This is a genomic window from Pseudomonas marginalis, from assembly GCF_001645105.1.
GTDB classification, from domain to species: Bacteria; Pseudomonadota; Gammaproteobacteria; order Pseudomonadales; family Pseudomonadaceae; genus Aquipseudomonas; species Aquipseudomonas petroselini.
On sequence record NZ_LKEG01000039.1, the window covers coordinates 13,189 to 40,088 of the forward strand.

Genomic DNA, 26,900 nt, shown 5'->3' on the forward strand with positions numbered 1-26,900 from the left:
ATCGTCAAAGGTTCGACGATGCTGGTTTATTTGGCACTCAGCGCCAGTTTGGCAACTTGTGGTGCCGGCTGGTAGCCCGGAATCACCTGGCCGTCAGCCAAAACGATGGCCGGTGTACCGTTCACGCCAATGGACTGGCCCAGGGCGAACTGCTTGGAAACCGGGTTGGCGCATTTGGCCGCCTTGATTTCCTTGCCGTCGACCATCTTGTCCATGGCCGCCTTCTTGTCGGCTGAGCACCATACGGCTTGCAACTGCTCGTCACCCGGCGAACCCAGGCCCTGGCGCGGGAACGCTACATAGCGTACTTCCACGCCCAGCTTGTTCAGCGCAGGCACTTCGGCGTGAAGCTTGTGGCAGTACGGGCAGGTGGTGTCGGTGAACACGGTGATGTGCGTCTTGGTCTCGCCGATGGCCGGGTACACCACGGTTTCAGCCACCGGGATGCCGTTGATCAGCTTGGACACGCCCAGGCGCTCGGCCTTCTCGGTCAGGTTGACCGGCTTGCCGTCCTTCAACTGGAACAGGTAGCCCTGCACTATGTACTGGCCGTCGGCACTGGCGTACAGCACGCGGCTGCCCTTGAGCTTGACTTCGTAAAGGCCGGCCATCGGGCTGGCGCTGATGCTTTCGATCGGCGTGTCGAGCTGCAGGTTGGCCAGGCTCTTGCGAATGGTCTGCTCGGCCGCGTCATCGGCGACAACAAAGGTGGAAACCAACGCAATGGCTGCGGCGGCAATAATCTGGGTCAAGCGCATGGGAACTCCTGAAGGCAGATGCAAGGACGGGTGCAGGTACGCCGATATGAAACCCGGGTGTGGGCCGTCCCCTTTGCTAACCGGCAAAGCCTACCACAGTTGGGCCGCAGGGCAGCCCGTGGCGGGATAAAATGGCGGTTTTCACCCCCGTGGGTGGTGCTTGGCGTGCATATCCTGCAAGCGCGCGCGCGCCACGTGGGTGTAGATCTGGGTTGTGGATAAGTCGCTGTGCCCGAGGAGCATTTGCACCACCCGCAAATCGGCGCCGTGGTTGAGCAAATGGGTGGCGAATGCATGTCGCAGGGTATGGGGCGACAGGGCCTTGCCGATCCCGGCGACCTTGGCCTGGTGCTTGATGCGATGCCAGAAGGTCTGGCGGGTCATCTGCTCGCCGCGCAAGCTGGGGAACAGCACATCACTGGGGCGCCCACCCAGCAGTTCGCCACGCGCATCGCGCATATAGCGCTCCACCCACACAATCGCCTCCTCACCCATCGGCACCAGCCGCTCCTTGCTGCCCTTGCCCATTACTCGCAGCACGCCCTGGCGCAGGTTCACTTGCTCCAGGGTCAGACTGATCAGCTCGGTCACCCGCAGGCCGCAGGCATACAACACTTCGAGCATGGCGCGGTCACGCTGGCCGATGGCTTCGCTCAGGTCAGGGGCGGCGAGCAAGGCATCCACATCGGCTTCCGACAGGGACTTGGGCAATGGCCTACCGAGTTGCGGCATCTCGACTTGCAGTGTGGGGTCGAGGGCGATCAGTTTTTCTCGCAGCAGATAGCGATAAAACCCACGCACACCCGAGAGGAATCGCGCCGTGGAGCGTGGCTTGTAGTTCTGCTCCAGGCGCCAGGCCAGGTGATCGAGGATCAGCTCGCGGCCGGCGTTGATCAGTTCGAGGTTTTTCTCCTGCAACCAGCCATTGAACAGCGCCAGGTCGCTGCGATAAGCCTGGCGAGTGTTGTCCGACAGGCCTTTTTCCAGCCAGAGGGCGTCGAGGAAGCGGTCGATCAGGGGGTGGTCAATGGCGGGCATGGGGGCTCAGGCAAAATTATGTGGCGTCTGTCAGATCCTATCGCAGGCAAGCCCGTTCCCACAGTGGATCATCGTCGGTCACAACATGGGGGCAGGCAACACAGCCTGCGATAGCCGTAGGTATATACACAACACTGTAGTGAGCGGGCTTGCCCCGCGCTGGGCTGCGAAGCGGCCCCAAACCAGGCGAATTGGCTCTATCTGGAGCTCGGCAGTGCTTTTATTGGGGCCGCTTCGCAGCCCGGCGCGGGGCAAGCCCGCTCACTACAAAGAGGTGTAGCCATCCAGGCTGTGTTAGCGGCGAACAGTTAACAAATTTCAGGCACAAAAAAGCAGCCCGTAGGCTGCTTTTTTCTGCATCGGGAAGCTGGACTTAAGCCAGTTTTTCCTTGATGCGAGCTGCTTTACCGGACAGGTCACGCAGGTAGTACAGCTTGGCTTTACGTACGTCACCGCGACGCTTGACGGCCATGCTGTCGATTTGCGGGCTGTAGGTCTGGAAAGTACGCTCTACGCCAACACCGTTGGAGATTTTACGAACAGTGAAAGCACTGTTCACACCACGGTTACGCTTGGCGATTACCACGCCTTCGAACGCTTGCAGACGCGAACGGTCGCCTTCCTTCACTTTCACCTGAACGACAATAGTGTCGCCCGGGGCAAAGGTAGGGATCTCTTTGGTCATCTGCTCTGCTTCGAGTGCAAGGATGATTTTGTTAGTCATGCTGTGCTCCTAAGGTAAGTCAATGGACCTACCATCGATACGTTGTTAACTATCGTCCCGCGCGAGGATGTATTCCTCGAGCAGCTTCTTCTCTTCTCCAGAAAGCGAGCGGCTTTCCAGAAGATCGGCGCGTCGTTCATAGGTCCGACCAAGGGACTGCTGTAAACGCCAACGCCGGATGTGTGCGTGATTGCCACTTAGCAATACGTCGGGAACACGCTGATCCGCATACACCTCCGGACGGGTGTAGTGCGGGCAATCCAGCAAACCATCCGTGAAGGAATCTTCCTCCGCGGAGTCCGCATGCCCTAAAGCTCCAGGCAGCAGTCGTGTAACCGCATCTATCAGGACCATCGCCGGCAGCTCACCGCCAGACAGGACATAGTCCCCAATCGACCACTCTTCATCGACATGAGCCTCAATAAAGCGCTCGTCAATGCCTTCATAGCGACCGGCAATCAGGATCAGTGCTTCCTCATTCGCCAGTTCGCGTACCCCAGCCTGTTTCAGCTGGCGGCCTTGAGGGGACAGGTAAATTACCTTCGCCTTCTCCCCGGCGGCGGCCTTGGCCTGAGCCAACGCGTCTTCCAGGGGCTTGATCTTCATCACCATGCCCGGGCCACCGCCAAATGGGCGATCGTCCACAGTGTGATGTCGATCCGTCGTGTAGTCTCGCGGGTTCCAACAGGTAAGCTGCAACAGCCCCTGTTTCACCGCCCGACTGGTGATGCCGTACTCGCTGATGGCGGAGAACATCTCGGGAAACAAACTGATCACTTCAATGCGCAAATTAGCCACGCTTAGAAGTCCGCGTCCCATTCCACCTTCATCTCGCCTGCTTCCAGGTCGACAGCCAACACGCATTGCTTCGTATAAGGCAACAGGCGTTCGCGATCATCCAGGCTGCCAGCGCAAGGCTTGACCACCATTACATCATTGGCGCCGGTTTCCAGAAGATGATCGATTTTCCCGAACAGTTGCCCGAGTTGATCAATAACCTTCAGACCTTCCAGCTGGTACCAGTAGTACTCGCCGTCGGTCAATTCAGGGAACAGGTTGCGCGGCACACAGATCTCATAACCGGCCAGAAGACGAGCTTCTTCACGGTCATCAAGACCCTTGAGCTTTGCGACCAGGAACTTATCGCTCCCGCGTCCACTGACCAGCTCGACCTGTTTCACACTACCTTCGCGCTTGAGCGTCCAGGTCTTGTACTGCAACAGGTTTTCAGTCGGATCAGTAAAGGAATACACCTTCACTTCGCCGCGAACGCCATGAACAGAGTAAATCTTGCCGATAACGATCAAATCATCAGCAACAGCTGGCGTCGCGTTCATATTGCTCAGGCTGCGGCCTTAGCCGAGTCCTTCAACAGTTTTGCAACGCGCTCGGATGGCTGTGCACCCACGCTCAGCCAGTAGGCTACGCGCTCTTGGTTCACGGACAGACGAACTTCTTGACCACGAGCAACAGGGTTGAAGAAACCAACCTGTTCCTTGTGCGAACCGTCGCGCGGGTTGCGGCTGTCGGTTACGGTCAAGTGGTAAAACGGGCGCTTTTTGGAGCCGCCAAGGGCAAGACGGATTGTTAGCATGTGAACATCGTTCCTGTAGTCGGTGCTGCAAATCTAAATGCACAGCGGGCATAGGTGCCCGAAAGGCCGCATATTCTAAGGAATATCCGGACTTTTGCAAATGTCTTTTTCTGGCGCCTATCAGCGTGCCATTCAGATCTGCTATAGAGCCGTCGGTTAAAACGGCGAGTCAGCGCCCGCCAACGGCGGGTTTGCTGGAGATCCCACATCCCTGTGGGTCGGAGCAGGAGCTGGGCTCCCGCTCGAATACTTTACATTTTAGGCATGCCACCGCCGGGCAACATACCGCCCATGCCGCGCATCATCTTGGCCATTCCGCCTTTTGCGGAGAACTTTTTCATCATCTTCTGCATCTGCTTGTGCTGCTTGATCAAGCGACCGATGTCCTGCACCTGGGTGCCGGAACCCATGGCGATCCGACGTTTGCGCGAACCGCTGATCAGCTCAGGGTCGCGGCGCTCGGCCGGGGTCATGGAGTTGATGATGGCTTCCATCTGCTTGAACTGCTTCTCTGCCGCGCCCTGGGCATTGCCCATTTGCGCCAGGTTCACACCGCCGATGTTCGGCAGCTTGTCCATCAAGCCGCCGAGGCCGCCCATGTTCTTCATTTGCTGCAGCTGGTCGCGGAAGTCTTCGAGGTCGAAGCCCTTGCCCTTCTTCAGCTTCTTGGCCAGCTTATCGGCCTTGTCCTTGTCGAGGGTCGCTTCGGCCTGTTCGATCAGGCTGAGCACGTCGCCCATGCCGAGGATGCGCGAGGCGATACGCTCCGGGTGGAACGGCTCGAGCGCGTCGCTCTTCTCGCCCATACCGATGAACTTGATCGGCTTGCCGGTGATGGCACGCACCGACAGCGCGGCACCGCCACGGGCATCGCCGTCGACCTTGGTCAGGATCACGCCGGTCAGTGGAAGGGCGTCGCCAAAGGCCTTGGCGGTGTTGGCCGCATCCTGGCCGGTCATGGCGTCGACCACGAACAGCGTCTCGACCGGGTTGATCGCGGCATGCAGTGCCTTGATCTCGCCCATCATCTCTTCGTCGATGTGCAGGCGACCGGCGGTATCGACGATGACCACGTCGATGAATTTGAGCTTGGCTTCTTTAATAGCGGCGTTGGCGATGTCGACCGGCTTCTGGCTAAGGTCGGACGGGAAGAAGGTCACGCCCACTTCGCCCGCGAGCATTTCCAACTGCTTGATGGCCGCCGGACGGTAGACGTCGGCCGACACCACCATCACGGACTTTTTCTTGCGCTCTTTAAGGAAGCGCGCCAGCTTGCCGGCGGTGGTGGTCTTACCCGCACCCTGCAGACCCGCCATCAGCACGACGGCCGGTGGCACGGCGCTGAGGTTCAAGTCTTCGTTGGCCGCGCCCATCAGGCTTTCGAGTTCGGCCTGGACGATCTTCACAAACGCCTGGCCCGGGGTCAGGCTGCGGGACACTTCGGTGCCCACTGCGCGCTCTTTGACCGAGTTGACGAAGTCCTTTACCACCGGCAAGGCGACGTCGGCTTCCAGCAACGCCATGCGCACTTCGCGCAGGGTGTCTTTAATATTGTCCTCGGTCAGCTTGGCCTTGCCGGTTACGTGGCGCAGCGTCTGCGAGAGACGGTCAGTCAAGTTTTCAAACATGCGCGATCCTTTCAGGCCCTATTCATCGAAATGCATTGGTAGACCGAGGTAATGGCGGCCCAGGCTGCGGTAAATCGCTATTAAAAACAGCGCTCGGCGAGCCTGCGGCGTGGGCAGGTCGCGGATTATAGCGAAGACTGCGCCCATGCACACCCGCTGTCTGGTCCGGGAGTCTTTCGTGTTACGCAGGGGTATGCCAAACTCAGCGCCTTTCGGGCCTGCTTAACAGGATTTATGCTCCCTTTGTCACCCAGTTTGCTACCCAGCCTCGCCGCCGCCATTTTGTATGCCGCTGCGACTTTCTATCAGGGCACTCGTCTGGCCCAAGGCACCAAGGCGGACAAACGCCTGCTGGTGGGCCTTGGCGTCCTCGCGCTGCTGGCTCACGCTGCCAGTTTGTTTACCCACCTGATGACGCCCGTCGGCCTGGGCCTGGATTTTTTCAGCGCCGCCAGCCTGATTGCCGCCGCCGTCATCGCACTGACCCTGATGGCCTGCTACCGGATTCCCGTCGAGAACCTGCTGGTGCTGTTATTCCCGCTGGGCGTGCTGACGGTGCTGCTGGCGCAATTCGCGCCCACCGGCACGGTGCAGGTGATTGATGAAGAACCGGGCATCCTCGCGCACATCCTGCTGTCGATCCTGGCCTACGGCATGTTCACCATCGCGGTGTTCCAGGCCCTGCTCCTGCTGCTGCAGGACCACCAGCTCAAGCACAAGCACCCCTCCGGGCTGATCAAGAACTTCCCGCCGTTGCAAACCATGGAGAGCCTGCTGTTCGGCTTCCTGTGGGCCGGCTGGACGCTGCTGTCGCTGTCGCTGATCTCCGGCTGGCTGTTTGTCGAAAACCTGTTCGCCCAGCACCTTGTGCACAAAACCCTGCTGGCGTGCCTGGCCTGGGTGGTGTTCAGCGTCTTGCTGTGGGGCCGCAACCGCCTCGGCTGGCGCGGGCACAAGGCGATTCGCTGGACGCTGGCCGGTTTCTGCCTGCTGATGCTGGCCTATTTCGGCAGCAAGCTGGTTCGCGAATACATCCTGCATATCTGACGGGCAGCAAAAATGGACAACTTGCCCCTGGGGCCGATGGTCGCGGTAATTGCCTTGCTGCTGTTATGGGCGGCACTGTTTACCGCCATCGAGGCCGCGCAACAACACCTGCTGGCCCTGCGCCCCGGAACGCGCCAGGGCGACAAGGCTGCCGCCCGCCTGAACTTCCCGCGCCATAGCCTGATCCTGTGCAACAGCCTGTGCCGCGCGGCGGTGGTGATCCTCTGCACGCTGCTGGCGATCTACGCCTGGGCGCAGAATGGCCCATGGCTCGGCTGGCTGATCTCCTGTGCCCTGCTGCTGATCCTCGCCGACTACTTGCCGCGCACTCTGGCCACTCGCCACCCTCAAGCGGTGCTGGGCTTTGGCAATACGCTGCTGGGCGTCCCGCTGAAAATCCTCTACCCCCTGGCCTGGCTGCTCAATGGCATCAGCCTGTTGCTGCTGCGCCCGTTCGCACGCACATCCGGCGTGGTGAAAAAGAGCGACGAACCGCAGCCCGACCACGACGATGAACCGGAACCGGAGGCCGACGAGAACCGTACCCCCGGCATGCCAGGCATCCACGCCCTGGACAACATCACGGTCAACGACATCCTGGTGCCCCGCAGCGAAGTGGACGGCATCAACCTGGATGACTCGGTCGAAGAGATCATCGAGCAACTGCGCACCTCCGAGCGCACCCGCCTGCCGGTGTTCCACAGTGATATCAACCAAGTCCAAGCCGTGCTCAACACGCGGCAGATCCAGCACCTGCTGCCTGACGCCAGCCTGACCAAAGAAGCGTTGCTGGCGGCTTGCCACGAACCCTACTTCGTCCCCGAAAGCACGCCCCTGCAACTGCAATTGCTGAATTTCCACAAGCAACACCGACGCCTGGGCATGGTGGTGGACGAGTACGGCGAAGTGCTGGGCATTGTCACCCTGGAAGATATCCTCGAAGAAATCGTCGGCGAATTCGAAAGCGAGCAGAGTGCAGACAACCCGCATATCGAAGCGCAACCGGATGGACGCTATATCATCGACGGCGCCGCCTCGATCCGCGAACTGAACAAGAGCCTGAACTGGCACCTGCCCAGCGATGGCCCCAAGACCCTCAACGGCCTGGTCACCGAAGCCCTGGAGACCATCCCGGACTGCGCGGTGTGCCTGAAAATCGGCCGCTACCGCCTGGAAATCCTCGAGACCGAAGACAACCGGGTGAGCAAGGTGCTGATCTGGCACACCAGCAAAATGCCCGTCGCCGCTTAGTTTCCAGACAAAACACAATCAAATGTGGGATGGGGCTTGCCCCCGATGGCCTAGTGTCAGTCACTGCATCAGGTGACCGATACTCTGCTATCGGGGGCAAGCCGAATCGTCTCACTGCTCCCCACATTTTGACTTGTTGTAAGTTCAAACCCCTTCCTATAATCCCTGCGGCTTATCCAAGCCCCGCCCGACCGCGTGCTACCCGCACCCAACGCGTCCAGGCACCGCTTCATCCTGTCTGACCGGTGTTCGCTCCCATCCCGAGCCACCCCGCGCAACCCCTGATCCATGGGTGTTCGACCAATAATAATCCGCGTCCAAACGCGCAATGACCGTCAGGGATATCGCCATGAGCACCACCTACAACGAGGCCGCGACCGCCGCCCCGACCAACTCGACTGCACGGGTCGCCACGGCGAGCATCGTCGGCACCGCCATCGAGTTCTACGATTTCTATATCTACGCCACGGCAGCTGCGCTGGTGATCGGCCCGGTGTTCTTCCCACAGACCTCCGGCACCGCGCAGATGCTGGCGTCGTTCCTGACCTTCGGTATCGCCTTCATCGCCCGCCCATTGGGCTCGGCGCTGTTCGGCCACTTCGGTGATCGCATCGGGCGTAAATCGACGCTGGTGGCTTCGCTGCTGCTGATGGGCGTGTGTACCACGCTGATTGGCTTGCTACCGGGTTATGACAGCATCGGGGCCTGGGCGCCGATCCTGTTATGCATACTGCGGTTTGGCCAGGGCTTGGGGCTCGGTGGGGAATGGGGCGGCGCGGCACTGCTGGCGACCGAGAATGCGCCCAAAGGCAAGCGCGCCTGGTTCGGCATGTTCCCGCAACTGGGCCCTTCGATTGGCTTCCTGGCGGCCAATGGCTTGTTCCTGATCCTGGCGATGAGCCTGAACGACGAGCAGTTCCGCAGCTGGGGCTGGCGCATCCCGTTCATCCTCAGCGCTGCGTTGGTGATGGTGGGCCTGTATGCGCGCTTGAAGCTGCATGAAACGCCAGTCTTCGCCAATGCCGTCGCCAAAGAAGCGCCGGTAAAAGTGCCGTTGGTGGAACTGTTCAGCCAGCATTGGCTTCCCGTATTGCTGGGCGCCGCGTCGATGGTGGTGTGTTATGCGTTGTTCTACATCACCACCGCGTTTTCACTGAGCTACGGCGTTTCGACCTTGGGCTATAGCCGCGAGACCTTCCTTGGCTTGTTGTGCTTTGCCGTGCTGTTCATGGGCCTGGCCACGCCGCTGGCGGCCTTGGCCAGCGACCGTTACGGGCGCAGGCCTGTGCTGATCGTCGGTGCGATCCTGGCGATCCTGTCGGGTTTTACCATGGAGCCATTGCTGACCCACGGTTCGACCTGGGCGGTGGCGCTGTTCCTGGCCTTGGAGCTGTTCCTGATGGGCGTGACCTTCGCGCCCATGGGCGCCATGCTGCCGGAGTTGTTCCCCACACGTGTGCGTTATACCGGCGCGTCGGCGGCGTATAACCTGGGTGGGATTGTGGGGGCTTCAGCGGCACCGTTCTTCGCGACCAAGCTGGTGGCGATGGGTGGGCTGAGTTATGTCGGCGGGTATGTGTCGGCGGCGGCGTTGCTCAGCTTGATTGCTGTGCTGTGCCTGAAAGAGACGCGGGATAATGATTTGAACAAGGTTGCCTGATAGACCGCCTTCGCGAGCAAGCCCGCACACACATTTGATCGGGTTCACACATTTTGACTTGTGAACTCATTCAAGTGTGGGAGCCGGGCTTGCCCGCGATGGGCGCGACGCGGTTTAAAGCTCTACGACAACAGCCTTGGAAGCACGAGTAGCCTTCGCCCGAGCCGCTTCAATCGACTCATCCCGCGCCAGCGCCACACCCATGCGACGCTGGCCATTCACTTCCGGCTTGCCAAACAGGCGCAACGCCGTGTCCGGCTCGCTCAACGCGGCGCCCAAGTTGGCGAACGCGGTCTGGGTCGACTGCCCTTCCACCAGAATCACCGCCGAAGCCGAAGGCCCGAACTGACGGATCAACGGGATCGGCAGGCCCAGGATGGCGCGAGCGTGCAAGGCGAACTGCGACAGGTCCTGGGAAATCAGAGTCACCAGGCCGGTGTCATGCGGGCGCGGCGACACTTCACTGAACCACACCTGATCACCCTTGATGAACAGCTCCACGCCAAACAGGCCGCGACCGCCCAGGGCCTCGGTCACCGCTTTGGCAACGCGCTCGGACTCGGCCAGGGCAATCGGGCTCATGGCCTGCGGCTGCCAGGATTCCTGGTAGTCGCCCTTCTCCTGACGGTGACCGACTGGCGCGCAGAAGGTGGTGCCACCGATGTGACGCACGGTCAGCAGGGTGATTTCGTAGTCGAAGTCGATAAAGCCTTCGATGATCACACGCCCTTTACCGGCACGACCGCCCTCCTGAGCGTAGTCCCAGGCTTTCTGCACATCGTCTGTGCTGCGCAGCAGGCTCTGGCCCTTGCCCGACGAACTCATCACCGGCTTGACCACGCACGGGAAGCCCAGGTCCTGGACGGCCTTGCTGTAGTCTTCGAAGGTATCGGCGAAGTGGTACGGCGAGGTCGGCAGGTCCAGCTCTTCGGCGGCCAGGCGGCGGATGCCTTCGCGGTTCATGGTCAGCGAGGTAGCACGCGCGGTCGGGATCACGGTGAAGCCTTCAGCTTCCAGTTCCACCAGGGTGGCGGTGGCGATGGCTTCGATTTCCGGCACGATGAAGTGCGGTTTTTCCGCCTCGATCACCGCACGCAGGGCGGCGCCGTCGAGCATGTTGATCACGTGGCTACGGTGCGCCACCTGCATGGCCGGCGCGTTGGCGTAGCGATCCACGGCAATCACTTCAACGCCCAGGCGTTGCAGTTCGATTACCACTTCCTTGCCCAGCTCACCGCAGCCACACAGCAAAACGCGGGTCGCGGTTGGCGACAATGGAGTTCCGATTCGGGTCATCTCAGGTCCTCAGGGGAGCGGATCATGGGGAGAAAGGCGGGCATTTTACATGAACTGTAAAAATTGGCCTCAGTTGGCGACGGCCCGCTTGCGGATTCGCCAAGCCATGATCAGCCACACCACCGTGACCCCGGCGAATTTCGATACCAGCGCGGTGCCCGCCACGGCCGGGGTGAGCGCGCCGATCAGGCCGAAGAAGATAAACGTGTCGAGGGGAATGCTCAGTGCTGAACTTATCCACAGGCGATCGTGCAGCGGGCGCTTGGTGATACTGAACACCAGCCAGTCGATGCACTCGGACACTGCGAACGCCGTGGCGCTCGCCAGGGCAATGGCCGGGTCGGACGTGACATACGACAGCACCAGCGCCGCCAGCATGGCAATGATTGAACCGTGGCCGAAGCGGGTTTGCACCATGTCGCGCAAGATGAAGACCAGGCCACCCCAGGCGGACCAGATGACGTCCAGGTGCGGGGCGGTGGAGAAGGCGAAGTTGATCAGCACGACGCTGCTGATGTAGGCGATCAGGAAGAGCATGGAGGACGGACCTGTGGCTGATGCCGCACAGGGTACTTCACAGCAACCCTTGTAGCGAGCGGACCTCTTGTGGTGAACGGGCTTGCTGTGGTGAGCGGGCTTCTTGTGGTGAGCGGGCTTGCCCCGCGCTGGGTGGCGAAGCCGCCCCAAACCCAGGCACTCAGTTCTAACTGGAAAAACTCAGAGCCTGAAATGGGGCGGCTTCGCCACCCAGCGCGGGGCAAGCCCGCTCACTACAAATCAGGCACCGGATTCCCCGGAGACCATAAACACCAACCCACTCGCCACCGCCCGCTCATGGCACAACCCCAACACCACTCGGCGCTCGGCATTGTCCATGCGGCTCCAACGCGTGATCTCATCCACCGTACGCTGGCAGCCGGTGCACATGTCGTCATCGTCCAGCGCGCAAATGCTCACGCACGGCGAGGCGACGGGGCGTTCAATGGGGCTCATGCTTCCTGCTCAACCAGGTCACGCGCATAACGCTGCGAGTTGTGCACATAGTGCGCAGCACTGGCTTCGAGCATGCGTTTTTGCGCGTCGGTCAGTTCACGCACCACCTTGCCCGGCGAGCCCATCACCAGCGAACCATCCGGGATTTCCTTGCCTTCGCCGATCAGCGAGTTGGCGCCGATGATGCAATGTTTGCCGATCTTCGCGCCGTTGAGGATCACAGCATTAATGCCGATCAGGCTGTAATCGTCGACAGTGCAACCATGCAACATGGCGTTATGACCAATGGTCACGCCGGTGCCCAGGGTCAGCGGGTAGCCCATGTCGGTGTGCATCACGCTACCGTCCTGCACGTTACTGTTCTTGCCGATCAGGATCAGTTCGTTGTCGCCACGCAACACCGCGTTGAACCAGACGTTGGCGCCCTCCTCCAGCTTGACCTTGCCCACCAGTGTGGCGTTCGGTGCCACCCAGCTCTGTGGATGAGTCTCGACACGGGCGTCGCCCAGGCGGTATTTCATGGTTTTCCCTCACGGCATTGCCATTCAAACGATGGCTTAGGTATTGATGAAGCTCTTGGGCGGTTGATGCAAGCTGATCTGAGCGTCGTCATAGAGCAGATTGATCAGTTCGACGATCATGATTGCCGTCAGCCCCCAAATCTTGTATTCGCCGAACCGATAGCTGGGCACGTACCAACTGCGGCCCTGATAATCAATCCGATGGGTATGTTCGCGCGGATCCTGTCGGAAGAAGTCCAACGGCACGCTGAAAACGGCGGCAATCTCGGCATCGTTGGCCAGGTATTCGACGTAATCGGGGATAACGCCCACATACGGCGTGACGCGAATGCCATGCAGGGAGATCAGCGGGCTCAGGGGGCCGATCACTTCGACCAGCCCAGGCGGCAGGCCAATTTCTTCTTCAGCCTCGCGCAGCGCGGTGAAGATCAGGTCCGGGTCTTCGGGGTCGCGGCGCCCGCCGGGGAAGGCCACTTCGCCACCATGGGTCGACAGGCCGCTGGCGCGCAGGGTCAGGATCAGCTCAGGTTCGTCACTGCGGGTAATCGGCACCAATACAGCGGCCTCGGGGAAACGTCCGTCCGTTTCCAGCGTATGCGGCGTGTGATTGCTTACCCGGCGAAGTAGCTCGTCCAGCATGAGTCATCTCGGTCTGTTGGCTACCTTGCATCATGCACCAAAGCGTGCGGGTGCCCAACCCCAAAACCCGCGCAGTGTCGCTAAACGACAACTTGCAGCGCCCTGCCCGTCACGCCAAGATAGACGCACTTTCCAGGAACCCCAGCATGAATTTCTGCAGCCAGTGCGGTAAACCGGTTACCCAACGCATCCCCGAAGGCGACGGCCGCCTGCGCTTTGTGTGTGATCACTGCTCGACCATCCACTACCAGAACCCCAATATCGTCGCCGGCACCGTACCGGTGTGGGGTGATAAAGTGCTGCTGTGCCGCCGCGCCATCGAGCCGCGCCTGGGTTACTGGACCCTGCCCGCAGGGTTTATGGAGAACGGCGAGACGGTGCAACAGGCCGCCGCCCGCGAAACCCTGGAAGAAGCCTGCGCCCGCGTGCACAACCTGAGCCTCTACACGCTGATCGACGTGCCGCACATCAACCAGGTGCATATCTTCTACCGCGCCGAGCTGGTGGACCTGGACTACGCCGCCGGCCCCGAAAGCCTTGAAGTGCAGTTGTTCGACGAAGCCGACATCCCTTGGTCCGAGCTGGCTTTCCGCACCGTGGGGCGTACCCTAGAATACTTTTTCGCTGACCGTCGGCAACAGTCGTTCCCGGTGCGCAGCGAGGCCGTGCCGCCAATGGGCAAGCCCACCCCATAACACTCCGGCAGATGGCCTTTAAAGGGATACCGTTTCAATGCGTTGGTTGCTTGCTCTTATCTGCCTGTCGTTCGTTACCCTGTCATCGGCCTCCACCGTGGAAACCCTGGGCGGTAAAACCGTCGAAAAAGTCCTGGTGCTCAAGTCCGCCCACCAGCTGCAGTTGATCAACGACGGCAAGCCCTTCAAGACCTACCGTATTTCCCTGGGCAAAAACCCCAAGGGCCACAAGTTGATCGAGGGCGACCGCCGCACGCCGGAGGGCCTGTACTGGATCGACTGGCGCAAGACCAGCGAGCGCTTCAACCTGGCCATGCACATCTCCTACCCGAATATCAGCGACGCCGCCCGCGCCCGCCGCGAAGGCGTGAAGCCGGGCAGCATGATCATGATCCACGGCACCCCCGACACCGAGGATTACCCGGAGCAGTGGTTCCACACCCTGGACTGGACCGACGGCTGCATCGGCATGCGCAATGTGGATATGCGTGAAGTCTGGAACATGGTCAAAGACGGCACCCTGATCGAGATTCGGCCGTAATCTCGTACCGTTCGTAAAATAATCTGAAAATAATTCCTGCCCCTGGCAGCGCCTGCCGGTGAATACCAGTTCACCGTGCGGGCTGCGCACTTCTGCGCGCGATAAAGACCTCTCTAATACCACTTTACATCAGGCACCAATAGAGCGCCCTAAAACCGGTGCTTGCACCGTTTTGGCAGCATTGACATGGTATTTAAGTGGTATTAATTTCCGACCCATACCGGGCGACAACACTCCAATAACCGCATCGGAAACCTCACAGATGAACCCCATCCTGACGCTGCGTCCCGACGACAAACAATCCACGCCGCTGTACCTGCAACTGGCGCGCAACCTCGCAGCGGCGATCCATGCTGGCCAGTGGAAATCCGAACAGGCACTGCCGTCGGAGCGCGCCCTCAGCGAGCAGTTGAGTATTTCGCGAGTGACTGCGCGTAAAGCGCTGGAAGTGCTGTTTGCCCAAGGCCTCATCCGCCGCAGCCAAGGCTCCGGCACGTTTATCACGCCGCGCCTGGAACAACCGTTGTCACGCCTGTCGGGCTTCAGCGAGATGCTGCGGCTGAAGGGTTTTGTCCCCACCTCCCAGTGGCTGGAGCGCGATATCACCCCGCCGACCCACGAAGAGCTGATCCGCCTGGGCCTGTCGCCCACCGACAAAGTGGCGCGCCTCAAACGCCTGCGCAAAGCCGATGACACGGTCATGGCGATTGAAATGACCGCCATGCCCGCCTCCGTGCTGCCCCACCCGCAAGCCATCGGCAATTCGCTGTACGAATACCTGGAAAGCATCGGTAAGCCCGTCGTGCGTGCCCTGCAGCACATCCAGGCCATTAATGCCTCGGACGAGTTCGCCAAGCTGGTAGGCATTGCTCCCGGCACCGCCATGCTGCTGATGACCCGGGTCGGCTACACCGCCGACAACACGCCGATTGAAATCACCGACACCTACTGCCGCAACGACTACTACGACTTCGTCGCAGAACTGCGCCGCCATGACTATTCCGCTGAACTGCGAATTTAGAGAACTGCCCATGTCCGAAGACAACATCCTCACGCCCAGCGGCTGGATTCGCGGCCGCCTGGTGCACGAGCACGGCAAGGTCGTCGCCATCGAAGGCGCGCCGTGCGACCCGGCTGACAACGACTTGCCCTACTTGCTGCCCGGCTTTATCGACCTGCATGTGCACGGCGGTGGCGGCAAGGACATCATGGAAGGCGTTGAAGCCTTCGAGACCATCACCCGCACCCACGTGCGTTTCGGCACCACCTCGCTGCTGGCCACCACCATGACGGCACCGGTGGATGAAATCTCCCGCGTGCTCGGCCAGCTCGGTACCTTCTGCGAGCAACGTCCTACAGGCAGCGCCCGTGTGCTCGGCGTGCACTTGGAAGGTCCCTACATCAACCCAGGCAAACTCGGCGCCCAACCCAACTTCGCCCACACCGCGTTGATGGCCGAAGTGGAAGCCTACCTGCGCCTGGCGCCGATCCGGGTGATCACCATCGCGCCGGAAATCGCCGGCCACGATGCGCTGATCCGCGCCCTCAGCGAACGCGGCGTGCGCATGCAAATCGGCCACACCCTGGGCAGCTATGAAGAAGGCGTCGCCGCCCTCGCCGCCGGTGCCACCAGCTTCACCCATTTGTACAACGCCATGAGCCCGCTGCATCACCGCGAGCCGGGCATCGTCGGCGCCGCGCTGGCGCACGCCCAGTACGCCGAATTGATCCCCGACCTGCTGCACGTCCACCCCGGCGCCATGCGCGTGGCACTGCGCGCGATCCCCTGCCTGTACTGCGTCACCGACTCCACCGCCGCCGCCGGCATGCCCGATGGCGAATACAAGCTGGGCAGCCACACCGTGACCAAATGCCTGGGCGGCGTGCGCCTGGCCGACGGCACCCTGGCCGGCAGCACGCTGACCATGGACCAGGCGCTGCGCAACCTGGTGAAGATCGGCCTGCCCATCAGCGAAGCCTCACAACGCCTGTCGCAATTTCCTGCGGACTACTTGGGCCTGGAAGAACGCGGCCGCCTGCAACCCGGCAGTTTTGCCGACTGCGTGCGCCTGGACCGCTCCCTGACACTCACCGACGTAATGGTCGAAGGAGAAACCATTGACTTCAAAAATGCTTGAAGAGGCCCTGGCCTCCTGCGACGCCGTCGCGGCGCAGCTGCAACGCCTGGACCCGTTGCTGGAGGAAGTCGCCGGCCGCCTGCGCCGCCAGCCGCCGCAAGTGGCGATGACCATCGCCCGTGGCAGCTCGGACCATGCCGCCAGCTACTTCGCCTACTTGGCCATGCAGCATGTGGGCATTCCGGTGGCGTCATTGCCCATGTCCGTGGTGACCTTGTTGCAAGCGCCGATGAAAGTCAGCGGCCAGGTGGCATTTGGGTTCTCCCAATCGGGCCAGAGCCCGGACCTGGTCAACAGCCTGCGCCTGCTGCGTAAACGTGGCGCCTTGAGCGTTTCGCTGGTCAACGCCGAAGATTCGCCCTTGGAAACCGCCTGCGAGTTTCATATACCGCTGTGCGCCGGGCCGGAACACAGCGTGGCCGCCACCAAAAGCTTTATCGCCACCCTCAGCGCCAGCGCGTTGTTGATCGGCCACTGGAACCAGGAAGCCGATTTGCTCGAAGCCTGCCGCGCCCTGCCCGACGAACTGCGTACAGCCGCCAAGCAGGATTGGAGCACAGCCATCGACGCCCTGCGCGATTGCCAGCAATTGATGGTCATCGGCCGAGGCGCCGGTTTTGCCATCGCCCAGGAAGCAGCGCTCAAGCTCAAGGAAACCTCGGCGATCCAGGCCGAAGCCTTCAGCAGCGCCGAAGTGCGCCACGGGCCGATGGCGTTGATCGGTGACAACTACCCATTGCTGGTCTTCGCCCCACGCGGCGCCGAGCAAGCCGGCCTGCTGAGCCTCGCCGCCGACATGCGCCAACGCGGCGCCAGCGTGCTGCTGGCCGCGCCAGACGATATCGCCGAACGCGACCTGACTTTAAGCCGCGCCGAACATCCGAGCCTGGACCCGATCCTGGCGATCCAGAGTTTCTACGTGATGGCCGCAGGCCTGGCGGTCGCCCGGGGCATGGACCCGGACCAACCGCGCCACCTGAGCAAAGTCACTCGCACTCACTGAGTCGAGTGCCGTGTTTTCCTGATGAGTACCGTGCCCATGTCCAACAACAATAATGATCTGACCCTCTGCGCGCCCCTCAGCGGGCCGGTACTGACCCTGGGCAATGTTCCCGACGACGTGTTCGCCAGTGGCGCCATGGGCGACGGCATTGCCATCGACCCGCTGAATGATTGCCTGCACGCGCCGTTTGACGGGGAAATCATCCACGTCGCGCGCACCGGGCACGCCCTGACGATCCGCGCCAAGAACGGTGCCGAGGTGTTGATGCATGTGGGCATCGATACGGTGGAACTGAATGGCGAGGGGTTTGCCTTGCTGGTGAAGAACGGCGCGCGGGTGAGCCAGGGCCAAGCCCTGGTTCAGTTTGACCTGGACCGGATTGCGCGCCAGTGCAAGAGCCTGGTCAGCCTGATCATCCTGACCAATGGCGAGCGCTTCGAATTGCGTGCGCTTGCCGGGCGAACGGTCAAGGTCGGCGAGCCGTTGTTGCAGATCGCGGCGCGTTCGGCGGCGTCGGCTGAAGCGCCTGTGGATAACTCGGCAGGTGAAGCCAGCGCCAGCGTACGCATTACCCATCGGGGCGGATTGCATGCGCGTCCGGCGGCATTAGTGCGCAAGGCCGCGCAGGGTTTCAGCAGTCAGGCGCAACTGCATTTTGGCGACAAGTCGGCGTCGTGCGACAGCCTGATTGGCTTGATGGGCCTGGGCATTGGCGAAGGTGATGAGGTCCGTGTGAGCTGTCGTGGCAAGGACGCTGAGGCGGCGCTGCAGGCGTTGGTCGCGGCCTTGTCCGCCGTCATTAAAGAAGAACACCACGCCCCCGCCGCAGCCCCCGCGCCGCGCCGGGCGAATACCGAAGTCGGTGTGTTGCAAGGCGTGTGTGCTGCGCCGGGCTTGGTCTGCGGGCCGCTGTTCCGCCTGACCGGCATCGAACTGCCTGCCGACACCGGCAACCACTCTGCCGATGAGCAACTGCAGCGTCTGGACGCGGCCCTGGAGCAAGTGCGCAGTGAAATCCGCAGCACCCTCGACCACGCCCGCCAGCGCAAGAACACCGAGGAAGAGGACATCTTCGCCGCCCACCTCGCGCTGCTGGAAGACCCTAATTTGCTCGAAGCTGCGACCGGCTCGATTGAACAAGGCAGCGCGGCTACCCATGCCTGGCGCGATGCAATCCAGGCGCAATGCGCAGTGCTGCTGGCCCTGGGCAAACCGCTGTTCGCCGAGCGCGCCAATGACCTGCGTGACCTGCAACAACGGGTGCTGCGCGCATTGCTGGGTGAAGCCTGGCACTTCGAATTGCCGGCCGGGGCGATTGTCAGCGCCCATGAACTGACGCCGTCTGACCTGCTGCAACTGAGTGCGCAACACGCCGTCGGCCTCTGCATGGCCGAAGGCGGCGCCACTTCTCACGTAGCCATTTTGGCTCGGGGTAAAGGCCTGCCTTGCGTAGTGGCGTTGGGCGCCGACGTACTCGACGTGCCCCAGGGCCAACGCGTGGTGCTGGACGCCGCCAACGGTCGCCTGGAACTGGCCCCCAGCGATGCGCGCCACGCTGAAGTGCACCAGATTCGCGACGCGCAAAAGTTGCGGCGCCAGCAGCAACAGGCCCAAGCCCAACAACCCGCTCACACCACCGACGGTGTGAGCATTGAGGTCGCCGCGAATGTCGCCTCCAGCGCCGAAGCCCAGGTTGCTTTTGAAAACGGTGCCGATGGCGTCGGCCTGCTGCGCACCGAATTTCTATTCGTCGACCGCCGCACCGCGCCCGATGAACAGGAACAACGCCACGCCTACCAAGCCGTGCTGGATGCCATGGGTGACAAGTCAGTGATCATCCGCACCATCGACGTGGGTGGCGACAAGCAACTCGACTACCTGCCGCTGCCCGTCGAAGCCAACCCGGTGCTGGGCCTGCGCGGCATTCGCCTGGCCCAAGTGCGCCCTGACGTGCTCGACCAGCAACTGCGTGCCCTGCTGCAAGTCAGTCCGCTGGCGCGCTGCCGGATCCTGCTGCCGATGGTCAGCGAGGTCGATGAACTGCTGCACATCCGCCAACGCCTGGATGAGCTGTGCGTGGAGTTGGAGCTGACCCAGCGCCCCGAACTGGGCGTGATGATCGAAGTGCCCGCCGCTGCACTGATGGCCGAGCAGCTTGCGCGGTATGCAGACTTCCTGTCCATCGGCACCAATGACCTGTCCCAGTACACCCTGGCGATGGACCGCGACCACGCCGGCCTCGCCGCCCGCGTCGATGCGTTGCACCCGGCGCTGCTGCGGCTGATCGCCCAAACCTGCGCGGGCGCTGCGAAACACGGGCGTTGGGTCGGCGTGTGTGGCGCCCTGGCATCCGACCCGCTGACCACACCGGTGCTGGTTGGCCTGGGGGTCAGCGAGCTGTCCGTCAGCCCGCTGCAGATCGGCGAAATCAAGGACCGCGTCCGCCACCTGGATGCGGCGCAATGCCGGCAACTGAGCCAGGGCCTGCTCGACCTGAGCAGCGCCAAGGCCGTTCGCCAAGCCTGTCAACACCACTGGCCGCTGAGCTGACAACAACAAGAAAAAAGGAGACACGCCATGTACCAACATTTTATTGAAGGCCTGCAACGCCTCGGCCGCGCCCTGATGCTGCCGATTGCGATCCTGCCAATCGCCGGCCTCTTGCTGCGCCTGGGCGACACCGACTTGCTCAACATCGCGGTGATGCACGACGCCGGGCAAGCGATCTTCGCCAACCTGGCGCTGATCTTCGCCATCGGCATTGCCGTGGGTTTCGCCCGCGACAACAACGGCACGGCGGGGCTGGCCGGGGCGATTGGTTACCTGGTGATGGTCTCCACGCTCAAGGTGATGGACACCACCATCAACATGGGCATGCTCGCGGGGATCGCCAGCGGCCTGATGGCGGGCGGGCTGTATAACCGCTTCAAGGACATCAAATTGCCGGAGTACCTGGCGTTCTTTGGTGGGCGGCGTTTTGTGCCGATTGTCACCGGGTTTTCGGCGGTCGGCTTGGGCGTTATTTTTGGTTTGATCTGGCCGCCGATCCAGCATGGCATCAACAGCTTCGGCGTCTTGCTGATGGAAAGCGGCAGCCTGGGGGCGTTCGTGTTCGGCGTGTTCAACCGCCTGCTGATCGTTACCGGCCTGCACCATATCCTCAACAACATGGCGTGGTTTGTGTTTGGCACCTTTACCGACCCGGTGACCGGGGCGGTCGTGACCGGTGACCTGACCCGCTACTTTGCAGGCGACCCCAAAGGCGGCCAGTTCATGACCGGCATGTTCCCAGTGATGCTGTTCGGCCTGCCGGCTGCGTGTTTGGCGATGTACCGCAATGCATTGCCGGAACGACGCAAGGTGATGGGTGGGATTTTCCTGTCGATGGCGCTGACCTCGTTCTTGACCGGGGTGACTGAGCCGATTGAATTTGCGTTTATGTTTCTTGCGCCGTTTTTGTACCTGATTCACGCCGTGCTGACGGGCCTGTCGATGGCTGTCACCAATATGCTGAATATCCACCTGGGCTTTACCTTCTCCGGTGGGTTTATCGACATGGTGCTGGGTTGGGGCAAGTCCACCAATGGCTGGCTGGTGTTCCCGGTGGGGTTGGCCTACGCGGTGGTCTACTACAGCGTGTTCAACTACTGCATTCGTCGCTTCAACCTGAAGACGCCGGGCCGGGAAGATATCCAGGTGGTGCAGGCTGAGGTGATGACGGATAACCAGCGGGCCACGGCATACATCCAAGCCCTGGGCGGCGCAGAGAATCTGCTGAGCGTCGGCGCCTGCACCACACGCCTGCGGTTGGACATGGTGGATCGCAACAAGGCGGTGGACGCGGAGCTGAAAGCCCTGGGTGCCATGGCGGTAGTGCGGCCAGGCAACGGCGGAAGTTTGCAGGTGGTGGTCGGGCCGATGGCCGATAGCATTGCCGATGAGATTCGCTTGGCCATGCCTTCGTTTGTTGCCAGTACACCTGTGACGGTTGCGCCTGTGGATAAGCCGCTGGCGGTGAATGTGCAGGAAGCCGAGAAATGGCTGAGCGCCTTGGGTGGCCGGGGGAATGTGCGGCAGTTGGAAGCGGTGGCGATGACCCGGTTGCGGGTGGAGTTGGGGGATGATTCGGGGTTGTCTGAAGCTGACCTGACCGCTCTGGGTTGCCAGGGTGTTAGCCAGCTGGAAAGCGGTGTTTGGCACCTGTTGATTGGTGACAAGGCCTTAGGGTTGGGCGAGGCATTGGAGCGACTGGTCAGTGGCCGTGAAATTGGGGCAGGGGCTTAAATCTTTATTGCCTGAACTGTCCCTTTCGCGAGCAAGCCCGCTCCCACATTTTGATCTGTGAATACATTCAAAATGTAGGAGTGGGCTTGCTCGCGAATGGGCTTAGCTGGCGCCCGATGATTTGAGTTCGGGCACCTCATTCAAATCCAACACCCGATCCACCATCAGTTGGATGCCTTCCAGCATCCGATGAATTCCCAGCACGACATCTCGCTGGACACCGCCTACTTCAAAAGCCAAGTGAGCCGTCAGCGCCTGTACCGACGCAATATCCTGGGCGGCATTGGCGAGTAAAGTTTCGCTATCGAGGCTGAGCCGTACGGTGAAGAGTTGGTCGGTGGGTTGAGGGTCAGATGGGGGATTTGGACTGTCTTTGATCATGGTAAACCTCTGGTGTGAAGTTAGAGCTACCAGCATCACTTGCAGATGATGGGTGGCAGCTGTGCGCGGGCCTGCAAGACCGAGAGTCACCAGCAAGTCTCGGTAGACCCGAAGGTCTCCCGCACACAGCCACCATAAATGGCGACCATGAAAAAGCGCCGCAATTATAAAGGCGCTTGTGACTAACTGGTGAGGTTTCGGCGGGCTTGCAGTCCCGGTCACTGAATTGGCAGCGACTGGCAAAGGTTAGTGAGGTGAGTTCCGAGGGACAACCTGAAAGGCTTGTGGGAAAGATCTGACGCGCCTGTCCCAACGCCTTGGCGAGCAAGCCCCACATTCGACTGCATTCCTTCAGGATAAACGCGGTCGAATGTGGGAGCTGGCTTGCCTGCGATTGGCCCTCACAGCCAACAAAAAACCCGCTGACCAAACTGGCCCAGCGGGTTTCTTGTTTCTACAGCCAACAGATCAAAAATCCGCTAACTGCCACACCTCATACGCCGGTGTCTCATACGGATGGCTAAGCTTGAGTGCAGCCACGACAGCCACGATCAACTCATCCGCCACCACCAGCTCAACCTTCCATTCCTCAACCACTTCAACCTGGCCAACTTGCCCAATAAACGGCAGGCTGCCGTCCAGCGCGCGGAATTGGCCCTGGCCCAGCACTTGCCAGGCGCAGTTGTCGTAGTTGCCGATGCGCCCGCCGCCAGCTGCGAAGACGGCGGTTTTCACCGTCTCCACATGGCTGTCGGGCACGAAGAAGCTGAGCTTGTACACCGCCTTAGTTCACCCACACGCGGGCGTTGCGGAACATGCGCATCCAGGCGCCGTCCTCGTCCCACTCTTCCGGGCGCCACGAGTTCTGCACGGCGCGGAATACACGCTCCGGGTGCGGCATCATGATGGTCACGCGACCGTCGCGGCTGGTGAGGCCGGTGATCCCGCGCGGCGAGCCGTTCGGGTTGGCCGGGTAGGTCTCGGTGACCTTGCCGTGGTTGTCGACGAAACGCAGGGCTACGGTGCCGGACAGGTCAGCCTCAAGCAGGGCTTCTTCGCTGGCGAACTCGGCATGGCCTTCACCGTGGGCGATGGCGATTGGCATGCGCGAACCGGCCATGCCTTGCAGGAAGATCGAGTTGGACTCCTGCACCTGCACCATGGCAACACGGGCTTCGAACTGCTCGGAACGGTTGCGCACAAAGTGCGGCCAGAACTCGCTGCCTGGGATCAGTTCGCTAAGGTTGGACATCATCTGGCAACCGTTGCACACACCCAGGGTGAAGCTGTCGTTGCGTTCGAAGAAACCCTGGAACGCATCACGGGCACGGCTGTTGAACAGGGCCGATTTGGCCCAGCCTTCACCGGCACCCAGCACGTCGCCGTAGGAGAAACCGCCGCAGGCGACGAGGCCTTTGAACTCATTGAGGTCAACGCGACCGGCGAGGATATCGCTCATGTGCACGTCGATCGCATTGAAGCCGGCGCGGTCGAACGCGGCCGCCATTTCCACCTGGCCATTGACGCCCTGCTCACGCAGTACGGCAACTTGTGGGCGAATGCCTTTCTTGATGTAAGGCGCGGCGATGTCCTGGTTGACGTCGAAGCTGAGCTTGGTGCTCAGGCCCGGGTTGTCTTCTTCCAGGATCACGTCGAATTCCTGCTCGGCGCAGTGGGCGTTGTCGCGCAGGCGTTGGATCTGGTAGCTGGTCTCGGCCCACTGGCGTTGCAGCAAGCGGCGCTGGCCGGCAAACACGGTGTCGCCGTTGAACGAGATGTTGATCTCGCCGTTGTTGATCGGCTGGCCGATCACCGCCACGCAGTCGTCCAGGCCAGCGGCGCTGAATTGTGCAAGCACGTCCGGGGTAGCGTCCTGGCGAACCTGGATCACGGCGCCCAACTCTTCGTTGAACAGGATGCCGTTGATTTCGGAGGCATCCTCGGCAACGCTGTCGAGCACGATGTTCAGGCCGCAGTGACCGGCGAAGGCCATCTCGACGACGCTGGTCAGCAAGCCGCCATCGGAACGGTCGTGGTAGGCCAGCAAGTGACCGTCGGCGTTGAGGCCCTGGATCACGGCGAAGAAGGCTTTGAGGTCTTCGGCGTCATCGACGTCCGGCGCATGTTTGCCGAGCTTGCCATGGGTCTGTGCCAGGATCGAGGCGCCCATGCGGTTCTGGCCACGGCCCAGGTCGATCAGGATCAGGTCGGTGGTGCCCTTGTCCATGCGCAATTGCGGGGTCAGGGTCTGGCGGATGTCGGTGACCGGTGCGAAACCGGTGACGATCAGCGACAGCGGCGAAGTGACGCTCTTGTCGGTGCCGTCTTCGTTCCAACGGGTGGCCATGGACATGGAGTCCTTGCCCACCGGAATGGTGATACCCAGCTCAGGGCACAATTCCATGCCGACCGCTTTGACGGTGTCATACAGGCGTGCATCTTCGCCTGGGTGACCGGCTGCCGACATCCAGTTGGCCGACAGTTTGATGTCGGACAATTTACCAATGCGCGACGCGGCGATGTTGGTGAGGGTTTCACCAATGGCCATGCGGCCCGACGCCGGGGCGTCCAGCAGGGCCAGCGGCGTGCGCTCGCCCATGGCCATGGCTTCACCGGTGTAGACGTCGAAGCTGGTGGCGGTGACGGCAACGTCAGCCACGGGAACCTGCCACGGGCCGACCATTTGATCACGGGCCACCAGGCCGGTGATGGTGCGGTCGCCGATGGTGATCAGGAAGCTTTTGCTCGCCACGGCCGGGTGGTGCAGCACACGTTCGATGCTGTCGGCCAATTCCAGCGTGCTTGGGTCGAAGTCATCGCCCAGTTCGGCTTCACGTACCGCCGAACGGTGCATGCGTGGGGCTTTGCCCAGCAGCACTTCGAGCGGCATGTCCACCGGGCTGTTGCCGAAGTGGCTGTCGGTAACGGTCAACTGCGGCTCGGCAGTGGCTTCGCCGACCACGGCAAACGGGCAGCGCTCGCGTTCGCAGATGGCCTGGAAGCGCGCGAAGTCTTCAGGGCCGACGGCCAGTACGTAGCGTTCCTGGGATTCGTTGCTCCAGATTTCGTGCGGGGCCATGCCCGGCTCGTCGTTTGGAATGTTGCGCAGTTCGAAACGGCCGCCACGGTCGCCATCGTTGACCAGTTCCGGGAAGGCGTTGGACAAACCACCGGCGCCGACGTCGTGGATGAAGCTGATCGGGTTCTTGTCACCCAACTGCCAGCAGCGGTCGATGACTTCCTGGCAGCGACGCTCCATCTCCGGGTTTTCGCGCTGTACGGACGCGAAGTCCAGGTCTGCCGAGCTGGTGCCGGTGGCCATGGAGGAAGCTGCGCCGCCGCCCAGGCCGATCAACATCGCCGGGCCGCCGAGTACGATCAGCTTGGAGCCGACCAGGATCTCGCCTTTCTTGACGTGTTCTTCACGGATGTTGCCCATGCCGCCGGCCAACATGATCGGCTTGTGGTAGCCACGCACTTCATCGCCACGCGGGGTGGTGATGGACTGTTCGAAGGTACGGAAGTAACCGGTCAGCGCCGGACGCCCGAACTCGTTGTTGAAGGCGGCGCCGCCCAGTGGGCCTTCTATCATGATGTCCAGCGCGGTCACAATGCGCTCAGGCTTGCCGTACGGCACTTCCCACGGCTGTTCGAAGCCTGGGATCTGCAGGTTGGACACGGTGAAACCGGTCAGGCCCGCCTTTGGCTTGGCGCCACGGCCGGTTGCACCTTCGTCACGGATTTCGCCGCCGGAACCGGTGGCTGCGCCTGGGAATGGGGCAATCGCGGTCGGGTGGTTGTGGGTTTCAACCTTCATCAGGATGTGCACCGGCTCCTGCACCGCGCCGTACTGGCGGGTTTCAGGGTCCGGGAAGAAACGGCCGGCGACGGAGCCGACGATCACCGAAGCGTTGTCCTTATAAGCCGACAGAACGCCTTCGCTGTGCATCACGTAGGTGTTCTTGATCATGCCGAACAGGCTTTTTTCCTGGCTTTCGCCGTCGATGTCCCAACTGGCGTTGAAGATCTTGTGACGGCAGTGCTCGGAGTTGGCCTGGGCAAACATCATCAGTTCGATGTCATGCGGGTTGCGCTTCAAGCCGTTAAAGGCGTTGACCAGGTAGTCAATCTCGTCTTCGGCCAAGGCCAGGCCCAGCTCGGTGTTGGCCTTCTCGAGGGCGGCGCGGCCACCGCCGAGCACGTCAATCGCGGTCAGCGGCTTGGGCTCGGCGTGGCTGAACAGGCCGGCAGCCTGTTCCAACTGGCTGACGATGATCTGGGTCATGCGGTCGTGCAGGCTGCTGGCGATCAGCTCGGCTTCGGCATCGCTGAACTGGCCGGCGACGTAGAAAGCGATACCACGCTCCAGGCGCTGGATTTTGTCCAGGCCGCAGTTGCGGGCGATATCGCTGGCCTTGCTCGACCAGGGCGAGATGGTGCCGAACCGCGGCAATACCAGGAACAAGCGGCCGTTAGGCTCTTGAACCGGAACGCTTGGGCCGTACTTCAGAAGGCGCGCCAGCACTTGCTGTTCGTCGGCGGTCAACACGCCGGTAACGTCGGCGAAGTGAGCAAATTCAGCATACAGGCCTGTAACCGCTGGAACCTTCTGGCTCAGTTGCTCAAGGAGTTTGCTGTGGCGAAAGGCAGAAAGGGCAGGAGCGCCGCGCAGGATCAACATCTTCGGGACAGCCTCGGGAAGGGGGTGT

The 26,900-nt window shown here is 61.5% G+C and carries 25 protein-coding genes; 10 read left to right on the forward strand and 15 right to left on the reverse strand.

Annotated elements, in window-relative coordinates:
* Positions 1-26 precede the first annotated feature (26 nt).
* The 7 genes from AO064_RS14180 to ffh all read right to left on the reverse strand — a co-directional run bounded on the left by AO064_RS14180 (position 27) and on the right by ffh (position 5,742).
* Positions 27-758, reverse strand: a complete 732-nt coding sequence (locus tag AO064_RS14180; RefSeq protein ID WP_064053737.1) for a thioredoxin fold domain-containing protein — start codon at positions 756-758, stop codon at positions 27-29.
* Between the two features lie 141 nt (positions 759-899).
* The gene (gene xerD / locus AO064_RS14185) at positions 900-1,796 is read right to left on the reverse strand and encodes a site-specific tyrosine recombinase XerD (RefSeq protein WP_015885697.1); all 897 of its coding nucleotides are present in this window, start codon (positions 1,794-1,796) and stop codon (positions 900-902) included.
* A gap of 373 nt (positions 1,797-2,169) precedes the next feature.
* Positions 2,170-2,520, reverse strand: a complete 351-nt coding sequence (gene rplS, locus AO064_RS14190; protein WP_003175895.1) for a 50S ribosomal protein L19 — start codon at positions 2,518-2,520, stop codon at positions 2,170-2,172.
* Between the two features lie 45 nt (positions 2,521-2,565).
* Positions 2,566-3,339 (reverse strand): tRNA (guanosine(37)-N1)-methyltransferase TrmD, encoded by a 774-nt coding sequence (gene trmD, locus AO064_RS14195; RefSeq protein ID WP_173390389.1) that lies wholly within the window; start codon positions 3,337-3,339, stop codon positions 2,566-2,568.
* Positions 3,321-3,857 carry a ribosome maturation factor RimM gene (rimM, locus tag AO064_RS14200; RefSeq protein WP_015885699.1) on the reverse strand — a complete coding sequence of 179 codons (537 nt, stop codon included), beginning with the start codon at positions 3,855-3,857 and terminating at the stop codon, positions 3,321-3,323. The genes trmD and rimM overlap by 19 nt, the downstream gene beginning before the upstream one ends.
* 5 nt (positions 3,858-3,862) lie before the next feature.
* Positions 3,863-4,114, reverse strand: a complete 252-nt coding sequence (gene rpsP / locus AO064_RS14205; protein ID WP_003175899.1) for a 30S ribosomal protein S16 — start codon at positions 4,112-4,114, stop codon at positions 3,863-3,865.
* A 251-nt stretch (positions 4,115-4,365) separates the two neighbouring features.
* A complete protein-coding gene (ffh, locus tag AO064_RS14210; protein ID WP_010207982.1) occupies positions 4,366-5,742 on the reverse strand; it encodes a signal recognition particle protein in 1,377 nt (458 codons plus the stop codon).
* Positions 5,743-5,976: 234 nt separating this feature from the next.
* Between ffh and AO064_RS14215 the strand changes: the two genes are divergently transcribed.
* The 3 genes from AO064_RS14215 (at position 5,977) to AO064_RS14225 (ending at position 9,700) form a co-directional block, all read left to right on the forward strand.
* Positions 5,977-6,789, forward strand: a complete 813-nt coding sequence (locus AO064_RS14215; protein ID WP_015885700.1) for a cytochrome C assembly family protein — start codon at positions 5,977-5,979, stop codon at positions 6,787-6,789.
* Between the two features lie 12 nt (positions 6,790-6,801).
* Positions 6,802-8,040 (forward strand): transporter associated domain-containing protein, encoded by a 1,239-nt coding sequence (locus tag AO064_RS14220; RefSeq protein ID WP_064053738.1) that lies wholly within the window; start codon positions 6,802-6,804, stop codon positions 8,038-8,040.
* 349 nt (positions 8,041-8,389) lie between these two features.
* Positions 8,390-9,700 (forward strand): MFS transporter, encoded by a 1,311-nt coding sequence (locus AO064_RS14225; protein WP_015885702.1) that lies wholly within the window; start codon positions 8,390-8,392, stop codon positions 9,698-9,700.
* Positions 9,701-9,814: 114 nt separating this feature from the next.
* On the opposite strand, the gene purT is transcribed toward AO064_RS14225, so the two are convergent.
* From purT to AO064_RS14250, 5 genes are all read right to left on the reverse strand, one after another.
* Positions 9,815-10,996 carry a formate-dependent phosphoribosylglycinamide formyltransferase gene (purT, locus tag AO064_RS14230; RefSeq protein WP_014719785.1) on the reverse strand — a complete coding sequence of 394 codons (1,182 nt, stop codon included), beginning with the start codon at positions 10,994-10,996 and terminating at the stop codon, positions 9,815-9,817.
* 69 nt (positions 10,997-11,065) lie between these two features.
* Positions 11,066-11,533 (reverse strand): VUT family protein, encoded by a 468-nt coding sequence (locus AO064_RS14235; protein ID WP_064053739.1) that lies wholly within the window; start codon positions 11,531-11,533, stop codon positions 11,066-11,068.
* A 240-nt stretch (positions 11,534-11,773) separates the two neighbouring features.
* Complete coding sequence (locus AO064_RS14240; RefSeq protein ID WP_064053740.1) at positions 11,774-11,989, reverse strand: DUF1289 domain-containing protein; 216 nt, start codon at positions 11,987-11,989, stop codon at positions 11,774-11,776.
* On the reverse strand, positions 11,986-12,510 hold the full coding sequence (locus tag AO064_RS14245) for a gamma carbonic anhydrase family protein (RefSeq protein ID WP_015885705.1): 525 nt from the start codon (positions 12,508-12,510) through the stop codon (positions 11,986-11,988). Before AO064_RS14245 ends, AO064_RS14240 begins: the two co-directional genes overlap by 4 nt.
* A gap of 36 nt (positions 12,511-12,546) precedes the next feature.
* Complete coding sequence (locus tag AO064_RS14250; RefSeq protein ID WP_015885706.1) at positions 12,547-13,149, reverse strand: CoA pyrophosphatase; 603 nt, start codon at positions 13,147-13,149, stop codon at positions 12,547-12,549.
* A gap of 146 nt (positions 13,150-13,295) precedes the next feature.
* On the opposite strand from AO064_RS14250, the gene AO064_RS14255 reads away from it, so the two are divergent.
* The 7 genes from AO064_RS14255 to nagE all read left to right on the forward strand — a co-directional run bounded on the left by AO064_RS14255 (position 13,296) and on the right by nagE (position 21,810).
* A complete protein-coding gene (locus AO064_RS14255) occupies positions 13,296-13,844 on the forward strand; it encodes an NUDIX hydrolase (protein WP_043205844.1) in 549 nt (182 codons plus the stop codon).
* Positions 13,845-13,881: 37 nt separating this feature from the next.
* Positions 13,882-14,385: a L,D-transpeptidase family protein gene (locus AO064_RS14260; RefSeq protein ID WP_064053741.1), complete on the forward strand. Its 504-nt coding sequence runs from the start codon at positions 13,882-13,884 to the stop codon at positions 14,383-14,385.
* Positions 14,386-14,647: 262 nt separating this feature from the next.
* On the forward strand, positions 14,648-15,406 hold the full coding sequence (locus AO064_RS14265; RefSeq protein WP_064053742.1) for a GntR family transcriptional regulator: 759 nt from the start codon (positions 14,648-14,650) through the stop codon (positions 15,404-15,406).
* Between the two features lie 10 nt (positions 15,407-15,416).
* Positions 15,417-16,523, forward strand: a complete 1,107-nt coding sequence (gene nagA, locus AO064_RS14270; protein ID WP_064053743.1) for an N-acetylglucosamine-6-phosphate deacetylase — start codon at positions 15,417-15,419, stop codon at positions 16,521-16,523.
* Positions 16,516-17,526 carry an SIS domain-containing protein gene (locus tag AO064_RS14275; protein ID WP_064053744.1) on the forward strand — a complete coding sequence of 337 codons (1,011 nt, stop codon included), beginning with the start codon at positions 16,516-16,518 and terminating at the stop codon, positions 17,524-17,526. Before nagA ends, AO064_RS14275 begins: the two co-directional genes overlap by 8 nt.
* Positions 17,527-17,562: 36 nt before the next feature.
* Positions 17,563-20,076 carry a phosphoenolpyruvate--protein phosphotransferase gene (gene ptsP / locus AO064_RS14280; RefSeq protein ID WP_064053745.1) on the forward strand — a complete coding sequence of 838 codons (2,514 nt, stop codon included), beginning with the start codon at positions 17,563-17,565 and terminating at the stop codon, positions 20,074-20,076.
* A 27-nt stretch (positions 20,077-20,103) separates the two neighbouring features.
* Positions 20,104-21,810, forward strand: a complete 1,707-nt coding sequence (nagE, locus tag AO064_RS14285; protein ID WP_064053746.1) for an N-acetylglucosamine-specific PTS transporter subunit IIBC — start codon at positions 20,104-20,106, stop codon at positions 21,808-21,810.
* Positions 21,811-21,912: 102 nt separating this feature from the next.
* Here nagE and AO064_RS14290 read toward each other — a convergent pair whose 3' ends face one another.
* From AO064_RS14290 to purL, 3 genes are all read right to left on the reverse strand, one after another.
* Positions 21,913-22,191, reverse strand: coding sequence for a DUF6124 family protein (locus tag AO064_RS14290; RefSeq protein ID WP_064053747.1), 279 nt, complete (start codon positions 22,189-22,191; stop codon positions 21,913-21,915).
* Positions 22,192-22,659: 468 nt separating this feature from the next.
* Positions 22,660-22,971: a YqfO family protein gene (locus tag AO064_RS14295; RefSeq protein ID WP_064053748.1), complete on the reverse strand. Its 312-nt coding sequence runs from the start codon at positions 22,969-22,971 to the stop codon at positions 22,660-22,662.
* A gap of 4 nt (positions 22,972-22,975) precedes the next feature.
* Positions 22,976-26,872, reverse strand: coding sequence for a phosphoribosylformylglycinamidine synthase (purL, locus tag AO064_RS14300; protein ID WP_064053749.1), 3,897 nt, complete (start codon positions 26,870-26,872; stop codon positions 22,976-22,978).
* Positions 26,873-26,900: the final 28 nt, after the last annotated feature.

What these genes read in the sequence shown, in the direction of transcription:
- AO064_RS14275 (WP_064053744.1), top strand. Translation starts at nt 16,516, where the DNA reads ATGCTTGAAGAGGCCCTGGCCTCCTGCGACGCCGTCGCGGCGCAGCTG.
- purT (WP_014719785.1), bottom strand. Translation starts at nt 10,996, where the DNA reads ATGACCCGAATCGGAACTCCATTGTCGCCAACCGCGACCCGCGTTTTG.
- nagA (WP_064053743.1), top strand. Translation starts at nt 15,417, where the DNA reads ATGTCCGAAGACAACATCCTCACGCCCAGCGGCTGGATTCGCGGCCGC.
- AO064_RS14220 (WP_064053738.1), top strand. Translation starts at nt 6,802, where the DNA reads ATGGACAACTTGCCCCTGGGGCCGATGGTCGCGGTAATTGCCTTGCTG.
- AO064_RS14255 (WP_043205844.1), top strand. Translation starts at nt 13,296, where the DNA reads ATGAATTTCTGCAGCCAGTGCGGTAAACCGGTTACCCAACGCATCCCC.
- AO064_RS14265 (WP_064053742.1), top strand. Translation starts at nt 14,648, where the DNA reads ATGAACCCCATCCTGACGCTGCGTCCCGACGACAAACAATCCACGCCG.
- rplS (WP_003175895.1), bottom strand. Translation starts at nt 2,520, where the DNA reads ATGACTAACAAAATCATCCTTGCACTCGAAGCAGAGCAGATGACCAAA.
- xerD (WP_015885697.1), bottom strand. Translation starts at nt 1,796, where the DNA reads ATGCCCGCCATTGACCACCCCCTGATCGACCGCTTCCTCGACGCCCTC.
- rpsP (WP_003175899.1), bottom strand. Translation starts at nt 4,114, where the DNA reads ATGCTAACAATCCGTCTTGCCCTTGGCGGCTCCAAAAAGCGCCCGTTT.
- ffh (WP_010207982.1), bottom strand. Translation starts at nt 5,742, where the DNA reads ATGTTTGAAAACTTGACTGACCGTCTCTCGCAGACGCTGCGCCACGTA.
- AO064_RS14260 (WP_064053741.1), top strand. Translation starts at nt 13,882, where the DNA reads ATGCGTTGGTTGCTTGCTCTTATCTGCCTGTCGTTCGTTACCCTGTCA.
- AO064_RS14215 (WP_015885700.1), top strand. Translation starts at nt 5,977, where the DNA reads ATGCTCCCTTTGTCACCCAGTTTGCTACCCAGCCTCGCCGCCGCCATT.
- AO064_RS14225 (WP_015885702.1), top strand. Translation starts at nt 8,390, where the DNA reads ATGAGCACCACCTACAACGAGGCCGCGACCGCCGCCCCGACCAACTCG.
- AO064_RS14240 (WP_064053740.1), bottom strand. Translation starts at nt 11,989, where the DNA reads ATGAGCCCCATTGAACGCCCCGTCGCCTCGCCGTGCGTGAGCATTTGC.
- trmD (WP_173390389.1), bottom strand. Translation starts at nt 3,339, where the DNA reads ATGGGACGCGGACTTCTAAGCGTGGCTAATTTGCGCATTGAAGTGATC.
- AO064_RS14235 (WP_064053739.1), bottom strand. Translation starts at nt 11,533, where the DNA reads ATGCTCTTCCTGATCGCCTACATCAGCAGCGTCGTGCTGATCAACTTC.
- AO064_RS14180 (WP_064053737.1), bottom strand. Translation starts at nt 758, where the DNA reads ATGCGCTTGACCCAGATTATTGCCGCCGCAGCCATTGCGTTGGTTTCC.
- AO064_RS14290 (WP_064053747.1), bottom strand. Translation starts at nt 22,191, where the DNA reads ATGATCAAAGACAGTCCAAATCCCCCATCTGACCCTCAACCCACCGAC.
- purL (WP_064053749.1), bottom strand. Translation starts at nt 26,872, where the DNA reads ATGTTGATCCTGCGCGGCGCTCCTGCCCTTTCTGCCTTTCGCCACAGC.
- AO064_RS14245 (WP_015885705.1), bottom strand. Translation starts at nt 12,510, where the DNA reads ATGAAATACCGCCTGGGCGACGCCCGTGTCGAGACTCATCCACAGAGC.
- ptsP (WP_064053745.1), top strand. Translation starts at nt 17,563, where the DNA reads ATGTCCAACAACAATAATGATCTGACCCTCTGCGCGCCCCTCAGCGGG.
- AO064_RS14250 (WP_015885706.1), bottom strand. Translation starts at nt 13,149, where the DNA reads ATGCTGGACGAGCTACTTCGCCGGGTAAGCAATCACACGCCGCATACG.
- rimM (WP_015885699.1), bottom strand. Translation starts at nt 3,857, where the DNA reads ATGAACGCGACGCCAGCTGTTGCTGATGATTTGATCGTTATCGGCAAG.
- nagE (WP_064053746.1), top strand. Translation starts at nt 20,104, where the DNA reads ATGTACCAACATTTTATTGAAGGCCTGCAACGCCTCGGCCGCGCCCTG.